Source organism: Sphingomonas sp., from assembly GCF_019746665.1.
Classification (GTDB): Bacteria; Pseudomonadota; Alphaproteobacteria; order Sphingomonadales; family Sphingomonadaceae; genus Sphingomonas.
In genome coordinates, this window is record NZ_JAIERS010000017.1 from 135,463 (window position 1) to 161,768 (window position 26,306).

26 protein-coding genes and 1 tRNA gene are annotated in these 26,306 nt (G+C 69.3%); 18 read left to right on the forward strand and 9 right to left on the reverse strand.

The window, feature by feature from the left end; translation table 11 throughout:
• Positions 1-54: 54 nt before the first annotated feature.
• Both K2X73_RS11885 and K2X73_RS11890 read left to right on the forward strand, forming a co-directional pair.
• Positions 55-1,350, forward strand: coding sequence for an FAD-dependent oxidoreductase (locus K2X73_RS11885; RefSeq protein WP_294111132.1), 1,296 nt, complete (start codon positions 55-57; stop codon positions 1,348-1,350).
• 94 nt (positions 1,351-1,444) lie between these two features.
• Positions 1,445-1,521 (forward strand) — tRNA-Pro (locus tag K2X73_RS11890).
• A 151-nt stretch (positions 1,522-1,672) separates the two neighbouring features.
• Here the strand turns inward: K2X73_RS11890 and K2X73_RS11895 are convergent.
• Together K2X73_RS11895 and K2X73_RS11900 are read right to left on the reverse strand one after the other, a co-directional pair.
• Positions 1,673-2,398: an RNA methyltransferase gene (locus K2X73_RS11895; RefSeq protein WP_294111134.1), complete on the reverse strand. Its 726-nt coding sequence runs from the start codon at positions 2,396-2,398 to the stop codon at positions 1,673-1,675.
• Complete coding sequence (locus K2X73_RS11900; RefSeq protein WP_294111135.1) at positions 2,395-3,369, reverse strand: agmatine deiminase family protein; 975 nt, start codon at positions 3,367-3,369, stop codon at positions 2,395-2,397. Before K2X73_RS11900 ends, K2X73_RS11895 begins: the two co-directional genes overlap by 4 nt.
• Positions 3,370-3,516: 147 nt before the next feature.
• On the opposite strand from K2X73_RS11900, the gene K2X73_RS11905 reads away from it, so the two are divergent.
• Positions 3,517-5,193 carry a DUF87 domain-containing protein gene (locus tag K2X73_RS11905; RefSeq protein WP_294111137.1) on the forward strand — a complete coding sequence of 559 codons (1,677 nt, stop codon included), beginning with the start codon at positions 3,517-3,519 and terminating at the stop codon, positions 5,191-5,193.
• A gap of 7 nt (positions 5,194-5,200) precedes the next feature.
• Here K2X73_RS11905 and K2X73_RS11910 read toward each other — a convergent pair whose 3' ends face one another.
• A complete protein-coding gene (locus K2X73_RS11910) occupies positions 5,201-6,739 on the reverse strand; it encodes a hypothetical protein (RefSeq protein WP_294111142.1) in 1,539 nt (512 codons plus the stop codon).
• A gap of 101 nt (positions 6,740-6,840) precedes the next feature.
• Positions 6,841-8,307, reverse strand: coding sequence for a M23 family metallopeptidase (locus K2X73_RS11915; protein WP_294111143.1), 1,467 nt, complete (start codon positions 8,305-8,307; stop codon positions 6,841-6,843).
• 284 nt (positions 8,308-8,591) lie between these two features.
• Between K2X73_RS11915 and K2X73_RS11920 the strand changes: the two genes are divergently transcribed.
• From K2X73_RS11920 to K2X73_RS11950, 7 genes are all read left to right on the forward strand, one after another.
• A complete protein-coding gene (locus K2X73_RS11920; RefSeq protein WP_294111145.1) occupies positions 8,592-11,087 on the forward strand; it encodes a helicase-related protein in 2,496 nt (831 codons plus the stop codon).
• Positions 11,080-11,370, forward strand: coding sequence for a S4 domain-containing protein (locus tag K2X73_RS11925; RefSeq protein WP_294111147.1), 291 nt, complete (start codon positions 11,080-11,082; stop codon positions 11,368-11,370). The genes K2X73_RS11920 and K2X73_RS11925 overlap by 8 nt, the downstream gene beginning before the upstream one ends.
• Before the next feature lie 36 nt (positions 11,371-11,406).
• The gene (gene fdxA, locus K2X73_RS11930; protein WP_294111149.1) at positions 11,407-11,745 is read left to right on the forward strand and encodes a ferredoxin FdxA; all 339 of its coding nucleotides are present in this window, start codon (positions 11,407-11,409) and stop codon (positions 11,743-11,745) included.
• A gap of 332 nt (positions 11,746-12,077) precedes the next feature.
• Entirely contained in the window at positions 12,078-12,614 is a 537-nt protein-coding gene (locus tag K2X73_RS11935) for a CarD family transcriptional regulator (protein ID WP_294111151.1), read from the forward strand.
• Positions 12,615-12,735: 121 nt separating this feature from the next.
• Positions 12,736-13,416 carry a head GIN domain-containing protein gene (locus K2X73_RS11940; RefSeq protein WP_294111153.1) on the forward strand — a complete coding sequence of 227 codons (681 nt, stop codon included), beginning with the start codon at positions 12,736-12,738 and terminating at the stop codon, positions 13,414-13,416.
• Positions 13,407-14,114, forward strand: coding sequence for a DUF2807 domain-containing protein (locus tag K2X73_RS11945; protein WP_294111155.1), 708 nt, complete (start codon positions 13,407-13,409; stop codon positions 14,112-14,114). Before K2X73_RS11940 ends, K2X73_RS11945 begins: the two co-directional genes overlap by 10 nt.
• Positions 14,115-14,153: 39 nt before the next feature.
• A complete protein-coding gene (locus K2X73_RS11950) occupies positions 14,154-14,840 on the forward strand; it encodes a DUF2807 domain-containing protein (RefSeq protein WP_294111158.1) in 687 nt (228 codons plus the stop codon).
• Between the two features lie 10 nt (positions 14,841-14,850).
• Here K2X73_RS11950 and K2X73_RS11955 read toward each other — a convergent pair whose 3' ends face one another.
• Together K2X73_RS11955 and mgtE are read right to left on the reverse strand one after the other, a co-directional pair.
• Entirely contained in the window at positions 14,851-15,249 is a 399-nt protein-coding gene (locus tag K2X73_RS11955; RefSeq protein WP_294111160.1) for a DUF1489 domain-containing protein, read from the reverse strand.
• A gap of 38 nt (positions 15,250-15,287) precedes the next feature.
• The gene (mgtE, locus tag K2X73_RS11960) at positions 15,288-16,673 is read right to left on the reverse strand and encodes a magnesium transporter (protein WP_294111161.1); all 1,386 of its coding nucleotides are present in this window, start codon (positions 16,671-16,673) and stop codon (positions 15,288-15,290) included.
• 114 nt (positions 16,674-16,787) lie between these two features.
• On the opposite strand from mgtE, the gene K2X73_RS11965 reads away from it, so the two are divergent.
• The gene (locus K2X73_RS11965) at positions 16,788-17,240 is read left to right on the forward strand and encodes a peptidylprolyl isomerase (RefSeq protein ID WP_294111163.1); all 453 of its coding nucleotides are present in this window, start codon (positions 16,788-16,790) and stop codon (positions 17,238-17,240) included.
• A 169-nt stretch (positions 17,241-17,409) separates the two neighbouring features.
• Here K2X73_RS11965 and K2X73_RS11970 read toward each other — a convergent pair whose 3' ends face one another.
• Entirely contained in the window at positions 17,410-18,294 is an 885-nt protein-coding gene (locus K2X73_RS11970) for a LysR substrate-binding domain-containing protein (RefSeq protein ID WP_294111166.1), read from the reverse strand.
• Positions 18,295-18,598: 304 nt separating this feature from the next.
• Here K2X73_RS11970 and K2X73_RS11975 point away from each other — a divergent pair, with 304 nt between their 5' ends.
• Entirely contained in the window at positions 18,599-20,884 is a 2,286-nt protein-coding gene (locus K2X73_RS11975; protein WP_294111168.1) for a CDC48 family AAA ATPase, read from the forward strand.
• Between the two features lie 92 nt (positions 20,885-20,976).
• Here K2X73_RS11975 and K2X73_RS11980 read toward each other — a convergent pair whose 3' ends face one another.
• Together K2X73_RS11980 and K2X73_RS11985 are read right to left on the reverse strand one after the other, a co-directional pair.
• Complete coding sequence (locus tag K2X73_RS11980; RefSeq protein ID WP_294111169.1) at positions 20,977-22,257, reverse strand: MFS transporter; 1,281 nt, start codon at positions 22,255-22,257, stop codon at positions 20,977-20,979.
• Positions 22,254-22,574 carry an antibiotic biosynthesis monooxygenase gene (locus tag K2X73_RS11985; protein WP_294111171.1) on the reverse strand — a complete coding sequence of 107 codons (321 nt, stop codon included), beginning with the start codon at positions 22,572-22,574 and terminating at the stop codon, positions 22,254-22,256. Before K2X73_RS11985 ends, K2X73_RS11980 begins: the two co-directional genes overlap by 4 nt.
• A 98-nt stretch (positions 22,575-22,672) precedes the next feature.
• On the opposite strand from K2X73_RS11985, the gene rpoZ reads away from it, so the two are divergent.
• The 6 genes from rpoZ to K2X73_RS12015 all read left to right on the forward strand — a co-directional run bounded on the left by rpoZ (position 22,673) and on the right by K2X73_RS12015 (position 26,233).
• Positions 22,673-23,017, forward strand: coding sequence for a DNA-directed RNA polymerase subunit omega (rpoZ, locus tag K2X73_RS11990; protein ID WP_294111173.1), 345 nt, complete (start codon positions 22,673-22,675; stop codon positions 23,015-23,017).
• 210 nt (positions 23,018-23,227) lie between these two features.
• Entirely contained in the window at positions 23,228-23,641 is a 414-nt protein-coding gene (locus K2X73_RS11995) for a hypothetical protein (protein WP_294111175.1), read from the forward strand.
• A complete protein-coding gene (locus K2X73_RS12000) occupies positions 23,638-23,847 on the forward strand; it encodes a helix-turn-helix transcriptional regulator (protein WP_294111177.1) in 210 nt (69 codons plus the stop codon). Before K2X73_RS11995 ends, K2X73_RS12000 begins: the two co-directional genes overlap by 4 nt.
• Positions 23,844-24,737 carry an alpha/beta hydrolase gene (locus tag K2X73_RS12005; protein WP_294111178.1) on the forward strand — a complete coding sequence of 298 codons (894 nt, stop codon included), beginning with the start codon at positions 23,844-23,846 and terminating at the stop codon, positions 24,735-24,737. Before K2X73_RS12000 ends, K2X73_RS12005 begins: the two co-directional genes overlap by 4 nt.
• A gap of 33 nt (positions 24,738-24,770) precedes the next feature.
• Entirely contained in the window at positions 24,771-25,466 is a 696-nt protein-coding gene (locus K2X73_RS12010) for an alpha/beta hydrolase (protein WP_294111180.1), read from the forward strand.
• Positions 25,463-26,233, forward strand: coding sequence for a hypothetical protein (locus K2X73_RS12015; RefSeq protein ID WP_294111181.1), 771 nt, complete (start codon positions 25,463-25,465; stop codon positions 26,231-26,233). The genes K2X73_RS12010 and K2X73_RS12015 overlap by 4 nt, the downstream gene beginning before the upstream one ends.
• Positions 26,234-26,306 lie beyond the last annotated feature (73 nt).

Genomic DNA, 26,306 nt, shown 5'->3' on the forward strand with positions numbered 1-26,306 from the left:
GGAGCCATTGCGCCCGCCGCCCGGGGCGCTACGCTCCGTCCAAGGGAGAGACCTATGCGCCACATCGCCATCATCGGCTCGGGGCCGGCCGGCTATTACACCGCCGAGGCCTGCCAGAAGCAGTTTGGCGAGGGCGTGCGGGTGGACGTGATCGATCAGCTTCCGGTACCCTATGGGCTGATCCGCTCGGGCGTCGCCCCCGATCACCAATCGATCAAGGGCGTCGCCCGCCGCTATGAGGCGGTGGCGCTGAGCGACACGGTGCGCTTCGTCGGCAATGTCCGGCTGGGGCGCGACGTGAGCCTGGCTGAACTCCTCACGCTCTACGACGCGGTGGTGCTGGCGACCGGGGCGCCGGCCGACCGCGCGCTCGGCGTGCCCGGTGACGATCTGCCGGGGGTGTTCGGCTCGGCGGCGTTCGTCGGCTGGTATAATGGCCATCCCGATTTCGAAGCGCTCGATCCACCGCTCGCCGGGGGCGAGGTGGTGGTGATCGGCATGGGCAATGTCGCGCTCGACGTGTCCCGCATCCTCGCCAAGACGCCGGAGGAGCTGGCGGGGTCCGACATCGCCAGCCATGCGCTCGCCGCGCTTGAACGTGCCGGCACGCGTCGCATCACGATCCTCGGGCGGCGCGGGCCGCACCAGATCGCGATGACGCCCAAGGAACTCGCCGAGCTGGGCGAACTCGCCCGCGCGGTGCCCCGCGTCGATCCCGCCGATCTGCCGCCGTGCGAGGCCGACGCCGCGCTCGAACCCGGGCAGCGCAAATCGGTCGCGCTGCTGCGCGGCTTCGCCGAGGGGCGCGCGGCCAAGCCGATCGAGATCGCCTTCGATTTCTTCGCCGCCCCGCGCGCGATCGAGGGCGCGGGCCGGGTCGAGCGGGTGATCGTGGAGCGTACCCGGCTGGAGGGCGCGGCGGTGGTCGGCACCGGCGAGACCTATGCCATCCCCGCGAGCCTGGTGGTCGCCGCGATCGGCTATCGCACCCCGGCGATCGAGGGCGTGCCCTATGACGCGCGCGCCGGGCGCTTCGCCAATCACGACGGGCGGGTGGCGCCGGGTCTCTACGCGGTCGGCTGGGCGCGGCGCGGGCCGACGGGGACGATCGGCACCAACCGTCCCGATGGTTTCCTGATCGCCGATCACATCGCCGCCGATGTGGCCGACGACAGCGGCAAGCCGGGCCGCCCCGGGCTCGACGCGCTGCTTTCGGCGCGCGGCGTGGACGTGGTGACGTTCCGCGACTGGAAGCGGATCGAGGCCGCCGAAATCGCCCGCGCCCGCGCCGGCGCCCCGCGCGAGAAGTTCACCAGCATCGCCGCTTTGCTCGCCGCGCTGGCCGACTGATTGTCGCTTGCACGGGCGCGCGGTGCTGGCTATAGGCCCGCCTCCAAGCTCAAGCCGGACCGCTTCCCGAAGCGCAACGTGGTCCGGACTCCGTCGGGGAGTAGCTCAGCCTGGTAGAGCACTGTCTTCGGGAGGCAGGGGCCGGAGGTTCGAATCCTCTCTCCCCGACCATTTTTTCAACGACCTAGCCGCGAAACGCACAGGGGCTAGCGCTCCATATCGAACCTCGGTCACTCGCTCGGCGGGGCACCGTGGTCGCGGCACCGGTCGCGGTCCATGAGCAAGGCGCGGGCAGCCCAGAACAACCCGCGAGCCCGCGCGCCTACCGCTCGCGCGGGCGCTCCAGCGCGGAGAGGACGCCGCGCAGCGTGCGCACTTCCTGGCTCGACCAGCCGGGCTTGGTGAGCAACGTGCGCAGCGTCCGCTTAGTCGTCGCGACCCGGTCGGGCGGGTAATAGAAGCCGGCGCGCTCCAGCATCGTGTCGAGCTGGCCGATCATCCCTTCCAGCTCCTCATGCGGGGCAGGCGGGGCGAGGTCGGTCTCGGTCGGGATGGCAAGGCTTGCCCCCTTCGACCATTCATAGGCGACCAAAATCACCGCCTGCGCCAGGTTGAGCGAGCCGAATTCGGGGTTGATCGGCGCGGTGATGATCGTGCGGGCGAGCGCGACGTCGTCGGTCTCAAGCCCCGATCGCTCGGCGCCGAACAGCACCGCCGCCCGGCCCGGCGCGCCCCACATCTCGCGCGCCGCCGCTTCTGGCGTCAGCACCGGCTTGGTCACGCCGCGCTTGCGCACCGTCGTCGCATAGACATGCGCGCAATCGGCGACCGCCTCGGCGACCGTGTCGAACACCCGCGCGCGTTCGAGCACCACGTCCGCGCCCGAGGCGGCGGGGCCGGCGGCGGGGTTGGGCCAGCCGTCGCGCGGCGCGACGAGCCGCAGATCGGTGAGCGCGAAGTTGAGCATCGCGCGCGCCGCCTTGCCGATATTCTCGCCCAGCTGCGGGCGGACGAGCACGATCGCGGGCGGGGGCGCGGGCGGCGTCATGCCGGGATTTGCTGGCTGATGCAGTGGAAGCTGCCGCCGCCGGTCAGGATATGGTCGGCGCGCAGGCCCACCACCTTGCGGTCCGGGAACAGCGCCTGGAACGCCGCCACCGCCGCCGCGTCGTTCGGCGCGCCATATTGCGGCACCACTACCGCCGCGTTGCCGATATAGAAGTTCATATAGCTCGCTGGCACGATCTCCTCATCGTGCAGGATGCGTCCGGGCGAGGGGACGCGGACGACCTCGAGCGTCGGGTCGGCACGGCGCGCGGCCTCGGCGGCGGCCTGATAGACGCGCCAGTTCGGGTCGTTATCGGTCCCCTCGGGAATGGCGAGCCGGCCGGGGGCGACGAAGCGCGCCAGATTGTCGACATGGCCATCGGTATGATCGTTGAGCAGCCCGTCGCCCAGCCAGATCACCTGGGTGAAGCCCAGATCCTCGTACAGCCGCGCCTCGATCGCGGTGCGGCCGGCGCCTGGATTGCGATTGGGGTTGAGCAGGCACTGCTCGGTGGTGACGACCCGGCCGGTGCCGTCGCCATCAATCGCGCCGCCTTCCAAAATCCAGTCGGCGGGCAGCGCCTCGATCCCGGCATCCATCGCCAGCCGCGCGCCGATATCGTCGTCGCCGGGCAGATCATATTTGCCGCCCCAGCCGTTGAAGCCGAAGCGCCGCGCCTCGCGCCGGCTGAGCAGGATCGGCCCGGTATCGCGCAGCCAGATATCGCCAAAGGGCTGTTGCACGATCTTGGCGAACGGGCAGGCGGCGCGCGCGGCGGCGACGGCCTCGGCATCGGCGGCGACGAGCAGCACGCGCTCGCCGCGCCCCTCGGCATCGACCGCGGCGGCGAAGGCCGCGACTTCGGCGCGGGCGGGGGCGAGATCGTCCTCCCACAATTCGGGATGGCTCGGAAAGCCGATCCACACGGCTTCGTGAGCGCTCCATTCGGCAGGTGGCACGCGCGGTTCCATCGTCACTCCCAAGAAAGGCCGGCGTCCCGCGCTTAAAGCGAATGGCGCACCTGCTCAACCGGCGAGCGCACCGCGACCCAACGCATCCTTAACCATTCGCGCCTAGCCCGTGGGGCACCAACATCATCATCAGAAGCGGGGCGGGCGATGGACGGCAGTTTCAGGGTTGGAGCCCATAGCGGCAGCACCGCCGCCGCCAACAACAGCGAATTGTCCACGCTGCGCGGCATCGGCATCGTCAGCGAGGTGGCGGGCGCGGCCAGCCAGATCCTGCTCGACGCGCGCGCGATGGACGCGCTTGCCGCGTCCGCCGATCCGCTCGTCGCTCAGGCCGGCCAGGCCGGCAGCCAGGTGAAGATGCGCATGGCCGGGCTGTGGCTGATCGCCAATGTCCGCACGCTGCGCCTGGCCGAGGGGCACGGCGACCGCGTCTTCGCCGCGATCGACTTTCTGGGCGAGGGCGAGGAGGACAAGGTGACCGGCCGGATCACCCGCTTCCGGCGGGGCGTGACGCGCTATCCGGTGCCCGGCACGCCGGTTTTCCCGATCTCCAGCGCCGATGCGCGCCAGATCTATTCGGCGGCCGATCGCCCGCATATCGACATCGGCACCGTCTATCCCACGAAGGACACGCGCGCGGCGCTTTATGTCGACGCACTGCTCGGCAAGCATTTCGCGCTGCTGGGATCGACCGGCACCGGCAAATCGACCTCGGCCGCGCTGCTCCTTCACCGCATCTGCGAGATGGCGCCCCAGGGCCATATCGTGATGATCGACCCGCACGGCGAATACAGCGCGGCGTTCCGCGGCACGGGCGCGCTCTACGACGCCAGCAATCTGCAGATGCCCTATTGGCTGATGAATTTCGAGGAGCATTGCGAGGTGCTGCTCACCGCCACCGGGCATGATCGGCACATCGACGCCGACATTCTGGCGAAATGCCTCCACGCCGCGCGCGCCAAGAGCCGGATGGGGCAGGAGATGCAGCGCATCACCGTCGATGCGCCGGTGCCCTATCTGCTGAGCGATCTCGCCGCGATCCTGAGTGCGGAAATGGGCAAGCTCGATCGCGCCGGCGATGTCGCGCCCTATCTGCGGCTCAAGACCAAGCTGGAGGAGTTGAAGGCCGATCCGCGCTATGCCTTCATGTTTTCCGGGATGCTCGTCGCCGACACGATGGCGGCGTTCATCGAGCGCGTGTTCCGCCTGCCGGGCCAGGGCAAGCCAATCTCGATCATCGACGTGTCCGGCGTGCCGAGCGAGATCACGTCGGTGGTGGTCGCGGTGCTGGCGCGGATGGTGTTCGATTTCGCGATCTGGTCGCGCGGCGAGCCGCAGCGCCCGATCCTGCTGGTGTGCGAGGAAGCCCATCGCTACATCCCGAGCGGCGCGGCGGCGGAGGAGCATTCGGTCGGCCGCATCCTGTCGCGCATCGCCAAGGAAGGCCGCAAATACGGCGTCTCGCTGGGGCTGATCACCCAGCGCCCGTCGGATCTGGCCGAGGGCGTGCTGTCGCAGTGCGGCACGATCATCTCGATGCGCCTGAACAACGATCGCGACCAGGCGTTCGTCCGGGCGGCGATGCCCGAGGGCGCGCGTGGTTTCCTCGATTCGATCCCCGCCTTGCGCAACCGCGAGTGCATCATCTGCGGCGAGGGCGTCGCGGTGCCGATCCGCGTCGCGTTCGACGATCTGGAGGAAGCGAAGCGTCCGGCCTCCGAAGACCCGGTGTTCACCGATCTGTGGCGCGAAGTGGGCGGCGAGGACGCGATCATCGCCCGCACCCTGAAGCGCTGGCGCGACCAGCGCCGCGAGCGGGGGTGACCCCCGCTTATTCCCGCGCGGCCTTGCCGTCCTTCTTGGCATCGTCGCTCAACAGGCCGACACGGTCCTGCAAGGCCTTCGCGTCGGCGCCGTCGTCGATCATCGCAAGCAGCACCGACGCTGGATTGTCGCGCGGCGCATGCGGATCGAACGCCAGCGGCGCGAGCGCGCGGCGCGCATCGGGCAAATTGCCTTCGCGGATCATCTCTTCGGCTAGTTTCAGCAGGATCGCGCGGGCTTGCGGCACCAGCTTCGATGCGCGGCGCAGCCCGGCGATCGCGGCGGGTGTCGGCGTTTCGCCGGCGGCGCGATAGCTGTCGAAGCGTAGCACCATCGGCCAAGCATAGCCCGAATCGATCACGCTCGCGCGGTCGATCAACGCGCGGGCGGCGGAGAATTTGGCCATGTCCTTGTCCGCCGCCGCGTCGGCGAGCAGAAGCTGGGCTTTCACCAGCACCGCGTCCATCTGATCCTTGTCCAGCGCGAGCGCGCGATCGGCGGCGGCAAGGGCGGCATCGCGCTGCTTGGCCGCCAGCGCGGCCGAAGCATAGGTCGCCTGGGCGAACGCATTTGCGGGAAAGCGCGCCGCCGCTTTGCTGGCATCGCTCGCGATATCGGCGAGGTTTTGGCCGCGCCCGGCCACCAGCCGCGTATAAGCGGGCATCGCGGCCGCTTCCGCCGGATCGAGCACGCGCACCACCACCGGCGCAGGGGTGAGCGCCGATGCGGCGAGCGGCAAATAGCGAAACTTGCCCGAGCGGTAGCGATCCAACTCGTTATCCAGTTGGTTGAGATCGCCAAAGGCTTGTTCGCCCGCCTTTAGGCTCGGTACCCCTTGGTTCACCAGGCGCATATAGGCGTCGAACTGCCCGTCGCGCTTGTCGCCCAGGATTAGATAATGCGTGAGCAGCCAACCGCGCGCGTAGAGCTGAAACACACCGCGTTCTGCCGGCTTCTGGGCCGATACTTCGAGCAGCTTGCGCACCGGGTAATTGGAGTAGAGCACCTCTTTCGCCCGCACATTATTCGCCCAGGCGAGATCGACGCTGCCATCGGCGTTGACGCGGGCATTGCCGAACAATTCGGCCAGACCCTCGCTCACCCAGGCCGGGTAAATGCCGCCGGTCGTGCCGAGGATCAGATGATGGACATATTCATGATAAAGTACATAGCGGGCGTCGAACCCGTTCACCGCGCCGGTCACCAGCTGGGGCACGACCGCGATCGAAGCGCGCGGCGACGCTCGGTAGAAGCCGCCGACGCCGCCGGCATTCGGGCCAAAAAGATCCTGCACCGCTCCGTCGCCGCGCACTAGGAAGATGCGCACCCGGTTGCGGGCGCTGAACTCCACGTCATTCGCACCGGTCGCCTTGCGCACCGCCGAATCGAAGCGGGCGAGTTCTTCGGCGAATTGCTGAATCTGAGCGCGCGGGGCGTCGCCGATCACGACGAAATGCTTGCTGCTCGCTTCGATCCATTCTGCTTTCAGCGGCGGCGCGGACAATGCCAAGCCGATCGATAGTAGAATTTTGACGATGAACCGCATCGGCGCCCCCTGGAGCTTTCGCGGGTAATGATGCTCGATCGCAGCAACAAGACAAGCGATGTGCAGGATCGTCCGGGAACGGTCCGCTCGCGTCCCGCAGATTAGGCCCCCGTCTTCACCGCAAGCAATTGCGCCACCTTCGCCTTGAAGCGGCGCAGCGCCTCGCCCGACAGGCGTTGCAGCTCGCTATAGCTCACCGAGCGCGGGTTGACCGCGACGCCGCCGCGCCAGAGTTCGTAATGAAGGTGTGGGCCGGTCGAGAGCCCGGTCGAGCCGACATAGCCGATCACCTGGCCCTGGCTCACCCGCGTGCCGGGGTTGACCGCGATCCGGCTCATATGGCCATAGCCGCTCGCATAGCCGCCGCCATGGACGAGCTTCACGAAATTGCCATAGCCGCCGCTGCGCCCGGCGAAGGCGACCACCCCGTCCATCGCCGCGCGGATCGGCGCGCCATAGGGGGCGCCGATGTCGAGCCCCTTGTGCATCTTCATGATGCCGAGGATCGGGTGGAAGCGCACGCCGTAGTTGGAGGTGAGGCGGCCATCGACCGGCATCGCCATCTGGCCGCGACGCTCGCCGGTGCCCGTCGCGTCATACCAGCTCGCGCGGCCATCCTCGTCCCAGCGGACGAGCTGCACCTTGCGCCCGTCGCGCTCGAGCCCGGCATAGAGTAACTGGCCGAGCTGCACCTCGCCGGTCGCGGCGCGGGCGCGCTCGATGATGATGTCGAACACATTGTCCGAGCGCACATCGCTGCCGATCGACAGCCTGGTGGCGAGCGCGCGGAGATAAGTCTCGACCGCCTTGGCCGGCGCCCCGGCGGCGCGCGCCGAGCGATAGAGGCTCTGGCCCACGATCCCGCGCAGGCGCAGCGGGGTGTTGTCGATCGCGATCGGCTGCGGCGTGACGACCAGCGCCCCGCCGACGCGGCTGACCGCGACGTTCAGATCGAAGCGCGCGCGGAACGTCATCGCGTCGAGCGGACGCGGCACCTGCTTGTTGGGTCGGCGGCCCAGCGTGAGGTCGAGCTGGGTGCCGGGCTTCAGGCTCGAAAGCGGCACCGCGCGGGCGATGAGCGCGGTGACGTTCACCGCTTCCGCCCCGCCCACGCCGGCGCGTTGCAGCACGCGGGCGAAATCGTCGCCGGCGCCGAAGGTCGCGGTGCGTTCCTCGATCGGGCGCTCGGGGGTCTCGGCGAGCGGGCGGACGAGATCGTTCGCCGCCATCCGCCGGCCGCTGGTCGCGCCCCAGGCGAGCGGGGCGATGGCCTGGCTGCGCGCCTCCTCCCAGTCGCTGCCGGCGAGCGGCGCGGGGGCGAGGCCGGGCATCGGCTCGAACCGCGGCATCAGGGTGTAAAGTCCGCCGATCAGCGCGGTGCAGGTGATGAGCCCGCGCCACCAATCACGCGTGCCGATGCGGCTGCCGAGATCGGGTGTCCAGTCGACATCGTGGAGCGCCGCGCGCAGTCGCTCGATCGGGGCCGGCGCCGCGACGGGCGCGCGCGCGAACGACAATGCCGCGGCGCCGCCGGCTGCCTGCAAGTCATGATCGCTGCGCAGGAACAAAATTCGCCCCCGATTGTCGGCGCTGCCATGCGCCTGCTCCCGGAGCGGACGGTATTGGAGGCCAAAGACTAAAGTCAAATTAACCGGACGAAGCGAGCGACTCGGCTGCGACGAGTGGTGGCGTGGAGAGGACGAAGCGCGTCAAGTGCCGCGTCGATGCTCGGGAAATCGCGCTTTTCAGCACCTTAAGGAGTCTTACGGGGCAGGTTCGCGAACTTATCCCCGAACTTTTCGCCTCGAGCCCCGTTGCCATCGCGGGGCGCCGGGGCGACATTAGGGGCATCATGCGTGCTTCCTCGCCGGTGACCGCCGTTCTGGGGCCGACCAACACCGGCAAGACCCATCTCGCCATCGAACGCCTGACCGGCCATTCGAGCGGGATGATCGGCTTCCCGCTGCGGCTGCTCGCGCGCGAGGTCTATGATCGCGTCGTGAAAGTGAAGGGCGCGAAGGAAGTCGCGCTGATCACCGGCGAGGAGCGCATCTGCCCGCCGGGCGCGCGCTGGTTCCTGTGTACCGCGGAATCTATGCCCCTCGACCGCGAGCTGGCGTTCGTCGCACTCGACGAGGCGCAACTGGGCGCGGACGCCGAGCGCGGCCATGTCTTCACCGATCGCCTGCTGCGCGCGCGGGGGCGGGAAGAGACGATGCTGCTCGGCTCGGAAAGCCTGCGCCCGATGGTCAAGGCTTTGCTGCCCAAGGCGGAGATCATCGGCCGACCGCGTTTTTCGACGCTCAGCTATGCCGGCGCGCGCAAGCTGTCGCGGCTGCCCAAGCGATCGGTGGTCGTCGCCTTCTCCGCCGAGGAGGTTTACGCCGTCGCCGAGATGCTGCGGCGGCTGCGCGGCGGGGCGGCGGTGGTGATGGGCGCGCTCTCGCCGCGCACGCGCAACGCCCAGGTCGCGATGTTCCAGGCGGGCGAGGTCGATTATCTGGTCGCGACCGATGCGATCGGCATGGGCCTCAACATGGATGTCGCCCATGTCGCCTTCGCCAGCTTGCGCAAGTTCGATGGCCGGCGCCAGCGTCGGCTGACCGTGGCGGAGATGGCGCAGATCGCCGGTCGCGCCGGGCGCCACCAGCGCGACGGCACGTTCGGCGCGCTGCACGAAGAAGGCCCGGGGGCGTTCAGGCCCGAGGAAGTGCTCGCGATCGAGCAGCACCGCTTCGCGCCGCTGGAGACACTTTACTGGCGCGAGGGCGACCCGAGCCTTGCCAGCATCGACGCGCTGATCGCCGATCTGGAGGCGCGCCCCGCCGATCCGGTGCTGCGCGCGGCGCCCGAGGCGATCGATCTCGCGGTGCTCAAGCGCTTGGCCGAAGAGGATTGGGTGCGCCAGCGCGCGCGGGGGCCGGCGATGGTAGCCCGGCTGTGGGCGGCGTGCGGGGTGCCCGATTTCAGGAAGCTCGGCGTCGAGCCGCATGGCCGCTTCGTCGCGCGGCTGTTCCAGCATCTGTCCGAGGGGCAGGGGCATATCCCGGCCGATTGGTTCGCGGGCGAGGTCGCGCGGCTCGACAATGTCGCTGGCGATGTCGAGACGATCGCCGGTCGGATCGCGGCGGCGCGCAGCTGGGCCTATATCGCCCACCGCGCCGATTGGCTCGCCGACCCCGCGCACTGGGCCGAGCGCACCCGCGCGCTGGAGGAGCGGCTGTCCGACGCGCTGCACGACCGCCTGCGCCAGCGCTTCGTCGACAAGCGCACGACGCTGCTGCTGCGCCAGATCGGCGCGGATGCGAATGCCTTGCCGGTGGTGATCGGGGAGCAGGGCGAAGTGCTGGTCGAGGAGCATGAGCTCGGCCGGCTGGAGGGGTTCCGCTTCACCGTCGCCGCCGATGCGCGCGCGGCGGACAAGCGCCTGCTGCTCGCCGCCGCCGAAAAACGCCTGGGGGCCGAGCGCGCGCGGCGCGGCGCGGCGCTCGCCGAGGCGGGGGATGACGCGGTCACGCTGCTCGCCGAGCCCGGCGCATCGCCCCGGCTGGGCTGGCAGGGGATCGAGGTGGCGCGGCTGCGCCCCGGCCCGGCGCTCACCCGGCCGCGCGTCGATCTCGACCGTGCGCTCGATTGCCTTGACCGGCCGTTGCGCGACCGGGTGCGCGCGCGGCTGGAGGAATGGCTCACGGCGCAACTCGCGCGCCACGCGCCGCCGCTCGCCGGGATCGCCGCGATCGCGCGCGATCCCGCCGCGCCCGCGCCGCTCCGGGTGGTGGCGGCGGCGCTCGATGGGGGCGCCGGCATCGCCGCGCGCGCGCCACTCGCCGAAAGCGTCGATGCGCTGAGCCCCGAGGATCGCAAGCGGCTGCGCGATGCGGGGGTGACGATCGGCGCGCTAGACTTGTTCGCGGGCGCGCTGCTCCGCCCCGGCCCGGCGCGCTGGCGTGCTGCGCTGATCGCCGCGCGCCACGACGCGCCGGTCGCCGAGACGCCGCCCTTGTCGGCGAGTGTCCTCCCGCGCGGCCAGCCGGTCGGCTCGCCGTGGCGCGATATCGGTGGCCAGTCGGTGCGGATTGATTTGGTCGAGCGCATCGCCCGCGCGGCGCATGACGCGCGGCGGGGGCGCACACCTTTCGCGCCCGATCCCGCGCTCGCCACGTCGATCGGACTCAAGCCCGAAACCCTCGCCAAGCTGATGGCGCAGCTGGGCTTCAGCCCCGCGCCGCCCGACGAAGGGCAGCCACGCTGGCGCTGGCGTGGCCGGGCGCCTCGGGTCAAGGCACCTCCCGCCGTGCCGAGCGGCGCATTTGCCGGGCTCGCCGAGCTGGTCGCGCGCCGTGGCTGAGGCGAGCCTCAGGATCGACAAGTTCCTGTGGTTCGCCCGCCTCGCCAAGACGCGCGACGCGGCGCAAGCGGCGGCGGAGGCAGGGCAGATCCGGCTCGACGGGCGCCGGGTCGATCGTGCCCATGCACCCGTGCGGGTCGGCTCGGTGATCGCGCTGGTCCGTGGCGGCGCGGTGCGCGTGTTGCGGGTGGAGGCGCTTCCCACCCGGCGCGGCCCGCCCGCCGAGGCGGCCGCGCTCTACACCGATCTCGCCGGGATTGACGCCGCCCCGGGGCCGCAATAGCAGGCATCGAATTGCTTTTTTCGGGGGGAGCCACCCATGACCTATGTCGTCACCGATGCCTGCATCCGCTGTAAGTTCATGGACTGTGTGGAAGTGTGCCCGGTCGATTGCTTCTATGAAGGCGAGAATATGCTCGTCATCAATCCGAACGAGTGCATTGATTGCGGCGTGTGCGAGCCCGAATGCCCCGCCGAGGCGATCCTGCCCGACACCGAGAGCGGCCTCGAAAAATGGCTGGAACTCAACAACACCTATTCGGCGCAGTGGCCGAACATCACCCGCAAGCGCGAAGCCCCGGCCGACGCCGACGAGCATAAGGGCGAAAGCGGCAAGTTCGACAAATATTTCTCGGCAGAGCCCGGCCAGGGCGACTGAGCGCCCTTGAGAATGGAGCAGGAGGCCTCGGCGCGAGCTGGGGCCTTTTTGCGATCCAGGCATGCTGGCGAAGCCCATCCACCGTTGGTCGCGCGCACGGCGTCGCCCGGGAAACAACGTCGCGTTTTGAGCAATGTTGTGCCAAAATAAGCGTCACAACACTGGTAATTTTATTACGAGCGTGTTAAATGGGACTCGGACGGACCGGCGTTGCGATGCGCCGGCCGCGCGGAGACACGAAGCCACTTAACCCCCGAGCAGCGGTGCCCCGTTTTCGAACAGGAGCGCGCTTATCCCCGTCGGGGGCTCAGACCACGGAAAGGCTCTCAAGAATGGCTGCCAAGGCGCTGTCCTTTGATGTCGGTGATTATGTCGTATACCCCAAGCATGGCGTTGGTCGCGTAATCGAGTTGCAGCGGCAGGAAATCGCCGGGATGCAACTGGAACTCTATGTGCTGCGCTTCGAAAAAGAGCGCATGACGTTGCGTGTGCCGACGAACAAGGCCGAAAGCGTCGGGATGCGCAAATTGTCCAGCGACAAGACGCTGAAGGAAGCGCTCGACACGCTCACTGGCAAGCCGAAAATCAAGCGCACGATGTGGTCGCGCCGCGCCCAGGAATATGAGGCGAAGATCAACTCGGGAGACTTGGTCTCGATCGCCGAGGTGGTGCGCGATCTGTTCCGCGCCGACGATCAGCCCGAGCAGAGCTATTCCGAACGGCAGATTTTCGAAGCCGCGACCAGCCGCCTCGCGCGCGAACTGGCGGCGATGGAGCAGGTGGACGAGCGCACCGCGCAGGCGAAGATCCTCGAAATCCTGCGCAAGGCCGCGGCGGTGCACAACAAGGACAAGGAAGCCGTCGCCTAACCGCGACTCGGCTTGATCCGGCGATAACGGCGGTGCCAGGCTTGGCGCCGCCGTTTTTGCGCTTGGCGCCGGGGCGACGTGTGTGTTAGCTAATCAATACACGATCTTTCGGGAGAAACCGATGCGACTCGCCTTGTTCGCCCCCCTCGCGCTGCTGGCCGCGACTCCGGCGCTCGCCCAGACCAGCCGCGACTATCCGGTCGACGGGTTCCGCGCGGTCGAGTTGCGCGGGCCGCAGCGGGTGACCGTGCGCGTCGGCGGCGCCTTCGCGGTGCGGGCGAGCGGCACGGCGGCCGCGCTCGCCGATCTCGACATTCGGCGCGATGGCGACCGGCTGGTGATTCGCCGTACCCGCCAGGGCTGGGTGGACAAGCGCGACATCGCCCAGGTCGAGGTGACGCTCCCGGCGATCGAGCGTGCGAGCGTCAGCGGTTCGGGCGACATGACGGTCGACCGGGTGACCACCCCGCGCTTCGCCGCCGCCGTCGCCGGCTCGGGCGATCTGCGCATTGGCAGCCTCGCCACCCGCGACGCCGCGCTCTCGGTGAGTGGTTCGGGCGATCTGTGGGTCAGCGGTCGTGCCGACGCGGCGCAATTGAGCGTTACCGGATCGGGTGACTTGCACGGCGAACAGCTGACGCTCGCCCGCGCTCAGGCCTCGGTAACCGGCTCGGGCGATGTTCGCGCGCAGGTGCAGGGCAATGCGCAGGTCTCGCTGATCGGTTCGGGCGACATCGATCTCGGCGCGGGCGCGCGGTGCACCATCAGCAAGATGGGTAGCGGTTCGGTGCGATGCGGTTGATCGCGGGCGCGGCGCTCGCGCTGGCGCTTGGCGGCTGTGGGTCGTCGGTGGATCGCAATTTCGCGGTGAGCGGGTTCGACAGGGTACGCGTTATCGGCGGCGACCGGGTTGACGTGACGACAAGCGACTCCTTCGCCGTCGTCGCCCGTGGCCAGCGCGACGTGCTCGACCAGATCGAGGTGCGGCGCGACGGCGGCACCTTGGTGATCCAGCGCCGGCGCGCGCCGCAGATGCATTGGAGCGGCTGGGGGTGGTGGCGCGCCTTCACCAGCGATCGGGCGCGGATCAAGGTAGCGCTGCCGCATCTCGCGGGCATCGCGACGCTCGGCGCGCCGCGCGTCGACGTTGACAAGGTAAGCGGCGATGCGTTCGAGGCGAAGATGGAAGGCGCCGGCCGGATCGATATCGACACGCTGGCGGTGCAGCGCGCGCGGTTCGACCTGGCGGGCGCGGGCGAGGTGCGTGCCGAGGGCCATGTCGCGCAGCTTGTCGGCCGACTGAAGGGCGCCGGCGAGTTGCAGATGAAGCGGTTGCACGCCGATGCGGCCGATATCGAGGTCGCCGGTGCCGGCCGGGTACGGGCGGCGGTCGATGGGCCGGCGCGGGTGGCGACGCTGGGCGCGGGCAGGGTCGATCTGGGCTCGAAGGCGCGCTGCACCATCACACGCGAGGGGATTGGCAAGGTGCGCTGCGGCTGAGGCGCTTGCGCCGAGCGGCGAGGCCAGCGACAAGGCCCTATGCGCGCTCTGCTTCTCGCCCTGCTCCTCCCGCTCGCGCCCGCCCAGGCCGCCGAGCGCAGCTTCAGCGTCACCAGTTTCGAGCGGCTCCGGCTGGAAGGCCCGTTCGAGCTGCGGGTGAGCGTTGGCGGCCCGCCCAGCGCGCGCGCCGAAGCTGATCCCGCCACGCTCGAACGGCTGGTGTTGCAGCAGGACGGCACCACGCTGACGGTGCGGCTCGGCACCACGGGCTCGGCCGAGCGCTTCACCGCGCCGCGCCAGCCCCCTGTGATCACGCTGACGACCCCGGTACTACGGACGGCGACGGTGCTCGCCGGCGGGCGGCTCCGCGTCGGCGGGATGCGTGGTCAACGCCTCGATCTGGCGGTGAACGGCGCGGGGGCGCTGATCGCCGAGGGGGTGAGCACCGACATGCTCAACGCGGTACTGATCGGCAATGGCACGCTGACGGTGGCCGGCGACGGCGCGCGAACGACTCTGCTGGTCAACGGCAGCGGCACGCTCGACGCGGCGGCGCTGCGGGTCAGCGACCTGACCGTGCGGCTCGATGGCAATGGCGAGGTCCGCGCCGCCGCCCGCTATACCGCGCGGATCGCCTCGGGCGGGCTGGGGCGGGTGAGTGTCAGCGGCAACCCCGCCTGTAAGGTAAGCCCGCCCGATAGCGCGCTGGTCCGCTGCGGGCGTTAAGCTCCGGACCCTAAAGCAGCGCCAGCGACGCCAGTTCGCGCGCGAGCGCTGGTGGCAGGATCCCCTGCGCCGCGCCTTGCGCCAAATCGGCGGGGGCGTCGGCCGCCTCCAGATAGCGCCAGCCCTGATGCGCGCGCTTGGGCGCCGGGTGGACGATCCGCGTCTCGGCTCCAAGCAGGATCGCGACCCGGCCGCCCTCGGCCTCGCCAAAGCCCAGGATCGGGGTGCGCGCGACGAGCTGGTGCTTCATGATCCAAAAGAGCGAGCCCTTGCCGGCGATTTCGGCGTGGCGCTTGGGCAGATTGCGCGTGGTGAGCGCGATGCCGCCGCTTGCCGCGCGCTCGGCGAGCCGTTCCAGCAGATAGTCAAGGCTCGGCGCGCCGAACGCGACTTTGGTCAAATGGAGCATAGCGGGGATTTAGGCGCGCGCGGTGCCCGGTTGAAGCCTCAGCCGACCAGCCCCGTCACCGTCGCCAGGCCCAGAAAAGCGAAGAAGCCCATCGAATCGGTCGTCATCGTCACGAAGATCGACGAGGCGACCGCCGGGTCCGCCCCGGCGCGTTCCAGGGTGAGCGGCACCGCCACGCCCGCCAGCCCGGCGACGACGATGTTGGTGAGCATCGCCGCCGCGATCACCGCGCCCAGTTGCGGGTTTTGGAACACCAGCGCGACGCCGATGCCGATCACCACCCCCACCGTGCCGCCGTTCAGCACCGCGACGCGCAGCTCGCGCAGGATAGAGCGCATGGTGTTCGATTGCGTCAGCTGGTTGGTGGCGAGCGCGCGCACCGTGACGGCCATCGTCTGGGTGCCGGCATTGCCACCGACGCCCGCGACGATCGGCATCAGTGTCGCGAGCGCCACGAACCTGGCGATCGTCCCCTCGAACACCGCGATGATCGAGGAGGCGACCAAGGCGGTCAGCAGGTTCGACAGCAGCCAGCGCACGCGGGCACGGTAGCTGTCGAGCACCGGCTCGTTGATGTCGCCGTCACCGGCGCCCGAAAGCCGCAGAATGTCTTCGCCGGCTTCCTGGCTGATGATGTGGACGATGTCGTCCACCGTGATCATCCCGACAAGCCGGCCATTGCCATCGACCACCGCGGCCGAGATCAGCGCGTATTTCTGGAAGCGCAATGCGACTTCCTCCTGGTCCATATCGACCGGGATCAGCGTCTGTTCGCGCTGCATCACGTCGCCGATGCTCACCTGGCGCGGGGTGCGCATGATCCAGCTAAGGTGGCAGGCGCCGATCGGCTTGTGTGCCGGATCGACGACATAGACTTCCCAGAAATCGGTCGTCAGCGCGTCGTCCTGACGCAGATAGTCGAGCACGTCGCCCACCGTCCAGTGTTCGGGGACGGCGATCAACTCGCGCTGCATCAGGCGGCCGGCGGATTCCTCGGGGTAGCTGAGCGCTTCCTCGATCGCGGCGCGGTCGTCGGGATCGAGCGCGCGGAGCACGGCGCGCTGTTCGCTTTCCTCCAGATCCTGGATGATCGCCACCGCGTCGTCGGTGTCGAGCTCGGCGGCGATGTCGGCGACTTCCTTCGGATCGAGCGCGTCGATCAGCGCCTCGCGCACCCAGTCGTTCATCTCGGCGAGCACGTCGCCGTCGAGCAGGTCCTTGGCCGCGCTCGCCAGCTGCGCGCGCTCATCGGCGGGGAGCAGCTCGAACAGGTCGGCGAGATCGGCGGGGTGGAGCGGTTCGACCAGCGCGCGCGCGCCCTCGGCATCGCCGCCTTCGAGCGCGCCCAGCACCTCGCGGACGAATTCGGGCCGCAGCCGGTCGTCGGCGTCGAGTTGGGTCTCCTCGCGCTCGGCCTCGCTCATCGCCTGTCCCCTTGGCTGCCCCCCGCCTGTTACCCGCGCCGGCTCAAGATGCCAATGATTTGCGCGGGCGCGAGCGGGCGGCTAGGGCGGGGCCACTTCAGCGAAAGGACCGCCATGACCGAGTTTTCCACGCTCACCCTCACGCTCGAAACGGGCGATGTGGTGATCAAGCTGCGCCCCGATCTCGCGCCCAACCACGTCACGCAGATCGGCGAGCTGGCCAATGAGGGGTTTTATGACGGCGTGGTGTTCCACCGCGTGATCGACGGCTTCATGGCGCAGGGCGGCGATCCCAGCGGGCGCGGCATTGGTGGCTCGAAGCGCCCCAATCTGAAGGCAGAGTTCAACGACGCGCCGCATGTCCGCGGCACCTGCTCGATGGCGCGCACGCAAGACCCGAACAGCGCCAACAGCCAGTTCTTCATCTGCTTCGACGATGCGCGCTTCCTCGATCGCCAGTACACGGTGTGGGGCGAGGTGACCGAGGGCATGGAGCATGTCGATGCGCTTCCCAAGGGCGAACCGCCGCGGAATCCGGGCAAGATCGTGCGGGCGCGGGCAGAATAGCGCGCGTTTCGGTTCACGCGGAGGCTCTTGGTTCGCGCCGAAGCCGGGGAGGCGGCATCGGGCGCGCGGCCCCTCCACCGACCCGGATTTAGAGCGCATGGTCTCCGCGTGAACCGCAATTCCTCTGCCTGAGCCGCGCCCCGGCATCTTCGCGCGCGCCGAGCCGACCTCAGCCCACCTCCAGCGCTTCCAGCAGCCAGTCGTGGAACAGCTTCACCGGGCGCTGGATCAGCGCGCGCGGGCGGCACACGAACCAATAGCTATAGGGGCTGTCGACCTCGATATCGAACAGCCGCACCAGTCGGTCGTCATGCGCGTCTTCCAAATGGCTTTCGTGCATGAACGCGACGCCCAGCCCGCGCGCGACCGCCTCCAGGATCAAAGCGCCCGAATCGAACAGGTCGATCGCCGCCGGCTCGAGCGCGCCGAGCCCCGCCGCCTGCCGCCAATGCGCGAAGGTTTCGGGCATGTCGCGGTGGACGAGCGCGGTCAGCCGGCTGAGCTGCGCCGGCTCCGTCACCGGCTCGGGGCCGTCCAGCAACGCGCGGTGGCCGATCACCAGGATCTTGTTGCGATCGAGCCGGCGGGCATAGAGCGCGGGCTCGATCTCGCGCGCGAGCACGATCGCCGCGTCCAGCCCTTCGCCCAGCCGGCTGATGCCGTGGCTGCCGGTGTCGATGTCGAGGTGCAGCTCGGGGTGGCGCGCGCGCAGCGCCGGCAGATGCGGGAACAGCCGCTGCGAGGCGTAGAGCGGCAGTACCCCCAGCCGCAGCCGCAGCACTTCGGTGCCGCTCGTCATCGCCTCGACCGCGTCGGAAAGGATGTCGAGCGCGGGAGCGATGTGCGCGATCAGCCGCTCGCCATCGGCATTCAGTTGCATCGCCTGGTGGCGGCGATCGAACAGTGGGCGACCGATGAAGCGCTCCAATGCCTGCACCCGCCGGCTGAGCGCGGGGGCGGAGAGAGCGAGTTCCTGCGCGGCGGCCTTGACCGAGCCTAGCCGCGCGACCTGCACCACGGCCTCGATCGCGGTCAGCGGGGGCAATCGCCGCACCAGTTCCTCTCCCTGCCTGTCGGCACCTTGTTGCGTCGCCGCATGAATGTGCCCGAGCGAGCCGTGAATGCAAGTCACGCGTGCGCCGCCGAGGAGAACGATTGCATGAATTGCACGCCTACTTGGTTATTTCGCACTTGCACAAAAATTGCCGCAGCCGCACATAGGGCAGGCCTTTCAGGCATCCTCTCCTAAAAACTTTCATGAGCCGGCCAGCCTTGGCCGGCTCTTTTTTTGCCCCTCTCCCCGAATCGGAACTGCTTTCCTATGTCGCGCGCTGATCGCGCACCTTGAGGAGAGCCGAATGGCCGATGCCGAACAGCCCAGCCGCAAATTGCAGGTCGCCAATGCCCGGCCCGAGGATAGCGGGCGTGGGCTGGCGCATGTGCCGCGCGCGCTGATGGCGGCGCTGGCGATTGGCGAGGGCGACGTGATCGAGATCGTCGGCAAGCGCACCACGCCCGCGCGCGTCGTCGCGCCTTATCCGGAAGATGAGGGGCTGGAGATTATCCGCATCGATGGCTTGCAGCGCGCCAATGCCGGGGTCGGCTCCGGCGAGTTCGTCGCCGTGCGCAAGGCCGAATCGAAGCCCGCGACGCGCGTCGTCTTCGCACCCGCGCAAGAGAATTTGCGGCTACAGGGTTCGGCCCAGGCGCTGAAGCGCACGTTCTTCGGCCGGCCGCTCTGCCAGGGCGATGTCGTCGCGACCGCCGGGCAGCAGCGCGTCGCCAATATCCCGCCGGAGGTGCAGCAGTTCCTGCGCGCGCCGGCCTATGCGCTCCAGGAAGTCCGCCTCGCGGTCGTCGCCTCCACGCCCAAGGGCGTGGTCCATATCGACGAGAATACCGAGGTCGAGCTGCGCGCCGAGTATCAGGAGCCGGTCGACGCCCGCCGCGCGGATGTGACCTATGATGACATTGGCGGCATGGCGAGCACGATCGACCAGTTGCGCGAAATGGTCGAGCTGCCGCTGCGTTACCCCGAGCTGTTCCAGCGGCTGGGGGTCGATCCGCCCAAGGGCGTGCTGCTCCACGGCCCGCCGGGCACCGGCAAGACACGGCTCGCGCGCGCGGTCGCCAATGAGAGCGACGCCAATTTCTTCCTCATCAACGGCCCCGAGATCATGGGATCGGGCTATGGCGAGAGCGAGAAGCGGCTGCGCGACGTGTTCGAGCAGGCGACCAAGAACGCGCCGGCGATCGTCTTTATCGACGAGATCGATTCGATCGCCCCCAAGCGCGGCCAGGTGACGGGCGAGGCCGAAAAGCGCCTCGTCGCGCAGTTGCTGACGCTGATGGATGGGCTCGAGGCGCGCGCGAATCTCGTGGTGATCGCCGCGACCAATCGCCCCGAGGCGATCGACGAGGCGCTCCGCCGCCCCGGCCGGTTCGATCGCGAAATCGTGGTCGGCGTGCCCGACGAGCGCGGGCGGCGCGAGATTCTCGGCATCCACACCCGCGGGATGCCGCTCGCCGAGGCGGTCGATCTCGAGGAATTGGCGCGCACCACTTATGGCTTTGTCGGCGCCGATCTCGCCGCGCTCACCCGCGAGGCGGCGATCGAGGCGGTGCGTCGGATCATGCCCCGGCTCAACCTGGGCGAAACGACGATCCCGCCCGAGGTGCTCGATACCCTTGCGGTGACGCGCGACGATTTCCTGGGAGCGCTCAAGCGCGTCCAGCCGAGCGCGATGCGCGAGGTGATGGTGCAGGCGCCGCAGGTCCGCTGGGACGATGTCGGCGGACAGGATGAGGCGCGCGAACGACTGCGCGAAGGCGTGGAGCTGCCGCTGAAAGACCCGGATGCGTTTCGCCGCCTGGGGATTCGCCCCGCCAAGGGCTTTCTGCTCTATGGCCCGCCCGGCACCGGCAAGACTTTGCTCGCCAAGGCGGTCGCGCGCGAGGCGCAGGCCAATTTCATCGCCACCAAATCGAGCGACCTGCTGAGCAAATGGTATGGCGAAAGCGAGCAGCAGATTGCCCGCCTGTTCGCCCGCGCGCGCCAGGTGGCGCCATGCGTGATCTTCATCGACGAGCTCGACAGTCTGGTGCCCGCGCGCGGTGGTGGGCTTGGCGAGCCGCAGGTGACCGAGCGGGTGGTGAACACCATCCTCGCCGAGATGGACGGGCTGGAGGAGCTGCAATCGGTGGTCGTGATTGGCGCCACCAACCGGCCGAACCTGATCGACCCCGCGCTGCTCCGCCCCGGACGATTCGACGAGCTGATCTATGTCTCGGTGCCCGACGAGGCCGGGCGGCGGCGCATCCTGCGCATCCAGACGGCGAAGATGCCGCTCGCCGAGGATGTCGATCTCGATACGATCGCGCGGCGGACCGATCGCTATTCTGGCGCCGATCTGGAGGATCTGGTGCGGCGCGCGGGCCTCACCGCGCTGCGCCAGTCGCTCACCACGCCGCGGGTGACGATGGCACATTTCGAGGCGGCGCTCGCCGAGTCGCGGGCTTCGGTGACGCCCGAGATGGAGGCCGATTACGCCCAGATCGCTGCCCGGCTGAAGCAGGATGCCGCCGCGCTACAACCGATCGGCTTCATATCACCGGGTCAATTGCGGCCACGCTCGGGCGAATAGGGCCGGATGCCGCCCGGAGATCGGACCCACCCCGACCCCTACCTTCCAGGGAGGGGTCGGGGTGGGTAGAGGCTCCGGGCTCCACCCGCCCGTCAGCTTGCCCCCGCCTTCAGCACCCGCAGCGCATAGCCGATCGTCACGATCAGCGCGGCGGCGGCGAGCAGATAGGGCAGGGGGTGGACGAACTCGTATAACCCCACCCCGATCGAGGGACCGAGCACGAAGCTCGCCCCATTGATCGACGTCACCTTGCCCGCGACCGAGCCCTGTCCGCCCGGCCCCACCGCGAGCGAGGCGCCGGCGGTGAAGCCTGGCCGGGCGAAGCCGAACCCCGCCGCTGCCAGCGCATAAGCGAGCGCGATCCCGTAGAGCGAGGTCGCAAGGCCTGTCAGCGCGCAGCCGAGCGCCGCGGTCGCGCAGCCGGTCAGCACCAGCCGGCGCGGGGTGAGATTGAGCAGCGGGATCACGCCCCATTGCACCAGCAGCGCCGCGCCCGCGCCCATGATGAGGACGAGGCCGGTCGGCTGAAGCGCATCGGCGGGGGCAAGGTTCAGCCGGTCGATCACCAGGAAGCCGATCGCCTGCCCCGTCATCGCCTGGGCATGGCCCGCGATCAGGCCGATCAGCAGCCAGCCGCGCACGCGCGGATCGAGATAGCCGATCTGTTCGATGCGGGGGGCGGTGGCGGCGGTGACGCTCGCGCCGGTCGATTGCCCGCCGATCGAGGGGTAAGCGGTCGCTGCGCCCTGCGTCACCATGCCGTGGTCGGCGGGCAGTAGCCGCGCGACGATGATCAGCATGACGAGGCCGAGCAGCGCCCCGACCAGCGCCGGCCCGGCAAGCCCGATCGTCACCCCGGCAATGCTGCCGAGCACCAGATAGGGCGCGACCGCCGGGCCGATGATCGTCCCCAGCCCGAACGCCGAGCCGAGCAGCGTCAGCGCCCGGGTCCGCTCCTCGCGCGTTGTGTTGCCCGCGACCAGCGCCTGCACGGCGGGCGGCGCCGCGCTCCCCAGCCCGCCATAGATCATGCGTCCGGCGATGAAGAGGAAGAAGGTCGTGGCCCCGCCGATCCAGCCGTTGATCCCGGCGGCGAGGAACAGCCCGCAGAGCCCGAGCGAGGCGACCAGCCCGCTCAACCCCAGCAGCACCATGGCCCGCCGCCCTTGCCGGTCCGAACGGTTCGCCCAATAAGGCGCCGCCACCACCCACAGCAACGCCGAGACCGAAAAGGCCGCCGCGACCCAGGCGTCGCGCACATGCAGTTCGCGCCCGATCGCGGGCAGCACCGATTGCAGCGCGGTGTTGCCGGCGGCGATGGTGAACATCACCATGAACAGCAACACGAAACGGCGATCGGGCGCGGCGTTCATCCCCGCGTCCAGCTATAGTTGCGGAAGATGTCGGCGACCGAGAGGTCATAATCCTCGTACCAGCGCGCCCGCCCCGCTTCGCGGATCGCGCGGTGTTCGGGATGGTCGCGCCACGCCTTGGCGCTCGCGTCGTCGGCCCAGTAGCTGACGGTGATGCCAAGGCCATCGGGGCCGCGCGCGCTCTCGATGCCGCGATAGCCGGGCTGGGCGGCGGCGAGCGCGTCCATCGCCTGCGCGGCTTCGGCATAGCCGGCCGCGTCGTGCTCGGTCCGCCGCGAGACGAAGATGACGGCAATCTGTCCGACGCGGGGGCCCATGGTTGCGGCTTTAGGCCCGCTCGCGCGGGGCGCCAAGATTGACTCTTCAGCCGCCGCCGCCTAAACGCGCGCACTTTCCCAAAGCATAGGTGTCCGAAATGGCGCGCGTTACCGTCGAAGATTGCGTCGACAAGGTTTCCAACCGGTTCGATCTGGTGCTGCTCGCGGCGCAGCGGGCGCGTCAGATTTCGGGCGGTGCCGACCTGACGATCGACCGCGACCGCGATAAAAACCCGGTGGTCGCGCTGCGCGAGATCGCCGAGGAAACCGTTCGCCCCGATCATCTGCAGGAAGCGCTGGTGCAGAGCCTGCAGCGGGTGCAGGTGGATGATGACGACGCGCCCGATGAACTCGCCTCGCTCTCGGCTTCGGCGGAGGCGCTGCGCCTCACCGCCGCCGCGCCGCCGCGCAACCAGAATCTGGGCGGCGATTACGAAGGCTGAGCACAAGCCCCGGGATTAGCGCCGCTGATCCCGGCGCCCGCAAAGGGCGCGGGCGCGTGCCGACTGGTCGTGCCGTTAGCTCCAACCGACGCCGTGGCTTCGCCGCGGCGTTTTTTGTTGCCTGGCATCATCGTGTGGAAAGGTTACTTGACTCCGTTGCGCGCACTTGAGTAAAGCTTCCTTGTCTTAATCACAAGGACGCTTGTCATCATGTTCGATCCCAGCGGGGCGGTACGCCGCTATACCCGGCGGCTCGCGCTGACCATGATCGTGTACGCGGCGCTTACGGTCGCGGTGCCGGTCTTGATCCGCGCGACCGATGTACGTGGCCCGCTTCTGTGGATCCTCGCATTGCTGCCGGCGCTCCCGCTCTCGGCGGTGTTCTGGCTGATCGGGCGGTATCTGGTCGAGCTGACCGATGAATATCGACGTTTGCTCGAGGTGCGGAAAGCGCTGGTCGCGACGGGGTTCGCGATGGCGGCGGCGAGCGCGTGGGGGTTCCTGGAGGTTTACGCCCATGCGCCGCATGTGCCGCTATTCACCGTGCCGATCCTTTGGTTCGCCGGACTTGGCCTTGGCTCGCTGGTCAACTTCGTGCTCGAACGGGGTGGGGAAGCCGCGTGAAGAACCGGCTGCGCGTGTTGCGCGCCGAACGCGGCTGGAGCCAGGGCGATCTCGCCGATCGGCTCCAGGTATCGCGCCAGAGCGTCAACGCGATCGAGACCGGCCGCTACGATCCCTCGCTACCGCTCGCCTTCCGCATCGCCGAACTGTTCCAACTGACAATCGAAGACGTTTTCATCAGCCCCAGCCGGGAGAATGACGCATGATCCGCCTTGCCCTGTTGCTGTCGCTCGCGTTGCCCGCGCCGCTCGCCGCCCAAACCCCGCCGGCGCAGATCACCCCCAGCGCCGCCGAACAGCGCTTTACCGTCACGGTCGAAGGTGCGGGGCCGGACGTGATCCTGATCCCCGGCCTTGGCAGCCCGCGCGCGGTGTGGGACGGCACGCGCGCCGCGCTCAAGGGGCGCTACCGGCTTCACCTCATCGAGCTGAAGGGCTTTGGCGGCGGCGATCCGGGGCCGAACCTCAGCGGGCCGATCCTGCCGGCGCTTGTCGAGCAGCTGAACGCCTATATCGTCGCGAACAGGCTGAAGGCGCCGGCAGTGGTCGGCCACTCGCTCGGCGGGCTCACCGCGCTGCTGCTCGCCAAGGCGCATCCCGAAAGCGTGGGCAAGGTGATGGTGGTCGATGCGCTGCCGTGGATCGGCACGATCTTCGCCCCGCCGGGGGCGACGCTCGCGCAGGTCGAACCCTTCGTCGCGCAGCAGCGTGCGGCGTTCGCCGCCCGGTACGGCCAGCCCGCGGACAAGGCGGCGAGCGCGGCCAACGCGGCGCGGCTCGCGCTTACCCCGGCGGCGCAGGCACAGGTCGCCGCCTGGAGCGACGCCGCCGATCCGCGCGTCGTCGGGCAAGCGCTCTATGAGGATTTCATGACCGATCTGCGCGGCGATCTGGGCGCGATCAAGACGCCGATCACGATCGTCTATCCCTACTCGCCGGCGGTCCCGCGCGAGCGCGCCGACGCGCTCTACCGAGGCGAATATGCGAAGGCGCCCAAGATAAGCTTCGTCGCGGTGGAGGGCGCTTATCATTTCGTGATGCTTGATCAGCCAGAGGTGTTCGCGAAGGCGCTCGTCGACTTCCTCGCCGCCCCCTAGCGGGCGGGCGGAGCGGCGGCTACGCCCGTTCGCATGACCGACCTCGCCCATCACCACACCCCCGGCCGCGGGCCGACGCTGATCTTCCTGCCCGGCTATGCGAGCGACATGCAGGGCACCAAGGCGCTCGCGCTGGAAGCCTGGGCGCGCGGGCAGGGGCGGGCGTTCCTGCGCTTCGATTATCGTGGCTGCGGCCAAACCCCCGGCGCGTTCGAGGACTTCACCCTCGCCGATTGGCGCGATGATGTGCTGGCGATGATCGACATAGTCCAAGGGCCGGTGGTACTGGTCGGCTCGTCGATGGGCGGTTGGCTGATGCTGCTCGCGGCGAAGGCGCGGCCGGAACGGATCGCTGGGCTGGTCGGCATCGCCGCCGCGCCCGATTTCACGGATTGGGGCTTCACCACCGAGGAGAAGCTCGCGCTGCTCAACGAAGGCCGGCTGGAGCGGCCCTCGCCCTATGGCCCGGCGCCCACCGTCTATACCCGCGCCTTCTGGATGGCGGGTGAGGCGAACCGGGTGATGCACGGCGCCATTCCGATCGACGCGCCGGTGCGGCTGCTCCACGGCATGGCTGACGCGGACGTGCCCTATATGCGCTCGATCCATCTCGCGCAGCAGCTGCGTTCAGCCGATGTGCAGCTGTCGCTCGTCAAGGATGGCGACCACCGGCTGTCGCGCGAGGGCGATCTCGCGCGGCTGATCGGCGCGATCGAGGATATTGCGTGATCCTGTTCCTGCTCGCTCAAGCCGCCGCGCCGGCGCTCGCCCCGCCCGCCGATCCGGGGCTTGCCGCGCGCTACGAGAAATGCCTCGATCTCGCGACCGACGCGCCCGATCAGGCGATCGCGGAGGCGGGGGCGTGGAGCAATGGCGGCTATTTCGCGCGGCAATGCCGGGGCATGGCCTATGCCAATCTCGAGCGCTGGGCGGCGGCGGCGAGCGAGTTCACCGCCGCCGCGCAGGAGGCGGAGGTGGCGCGCGACGCCCGTGCCGCGCGTTACTGGGCGCAGGCGGGCAACGCCTGGATCGCCGGGAGCGAACCCGCCAAGGCGCGCGCCGCGCTCGATGCGGCGCTCGCGAGCGGCGCGCTTGACGGCTTGTCGCTGGGGGAGGCGCGGTTCGATCGGGCGCGGGCGCTGGTGCTGCTTGGTGACCAGAAGGCCGCGCGGCTCGACATCGATGCCGCGCTCAAGACCGCGAGCGCGGACCCGCTGCTGTGGCTCGCCTCGGCGACGCTCGCGCGGCGCACGGGCGATCTGGTGCGCGCGAAGGCCGATGCGATCGAGGCTTACAAGCGATCGAGCGATGATCCGGCGGTGCTGCTGGAAATCGGCAACATCGCCTATGCCGCCGGCGACCGCGCGGGCGCGGCGAGCGCTTGGCGCGAGACGATCAGTCGCCGCCCGGGCAGCGATCAGGCCCGGCTCGCCGAGGAACGGTTGCAGGCGCTGGGAGAGGCGGGGGACAAGCCCAAGCCGCCGGAAGAGCGCTAGGTCCGGGACCCATAAACAGGGTTTCTATGGCGGCGGGAATGTGATTCAGCCTCCCGATTGATCGGGAGTGAGC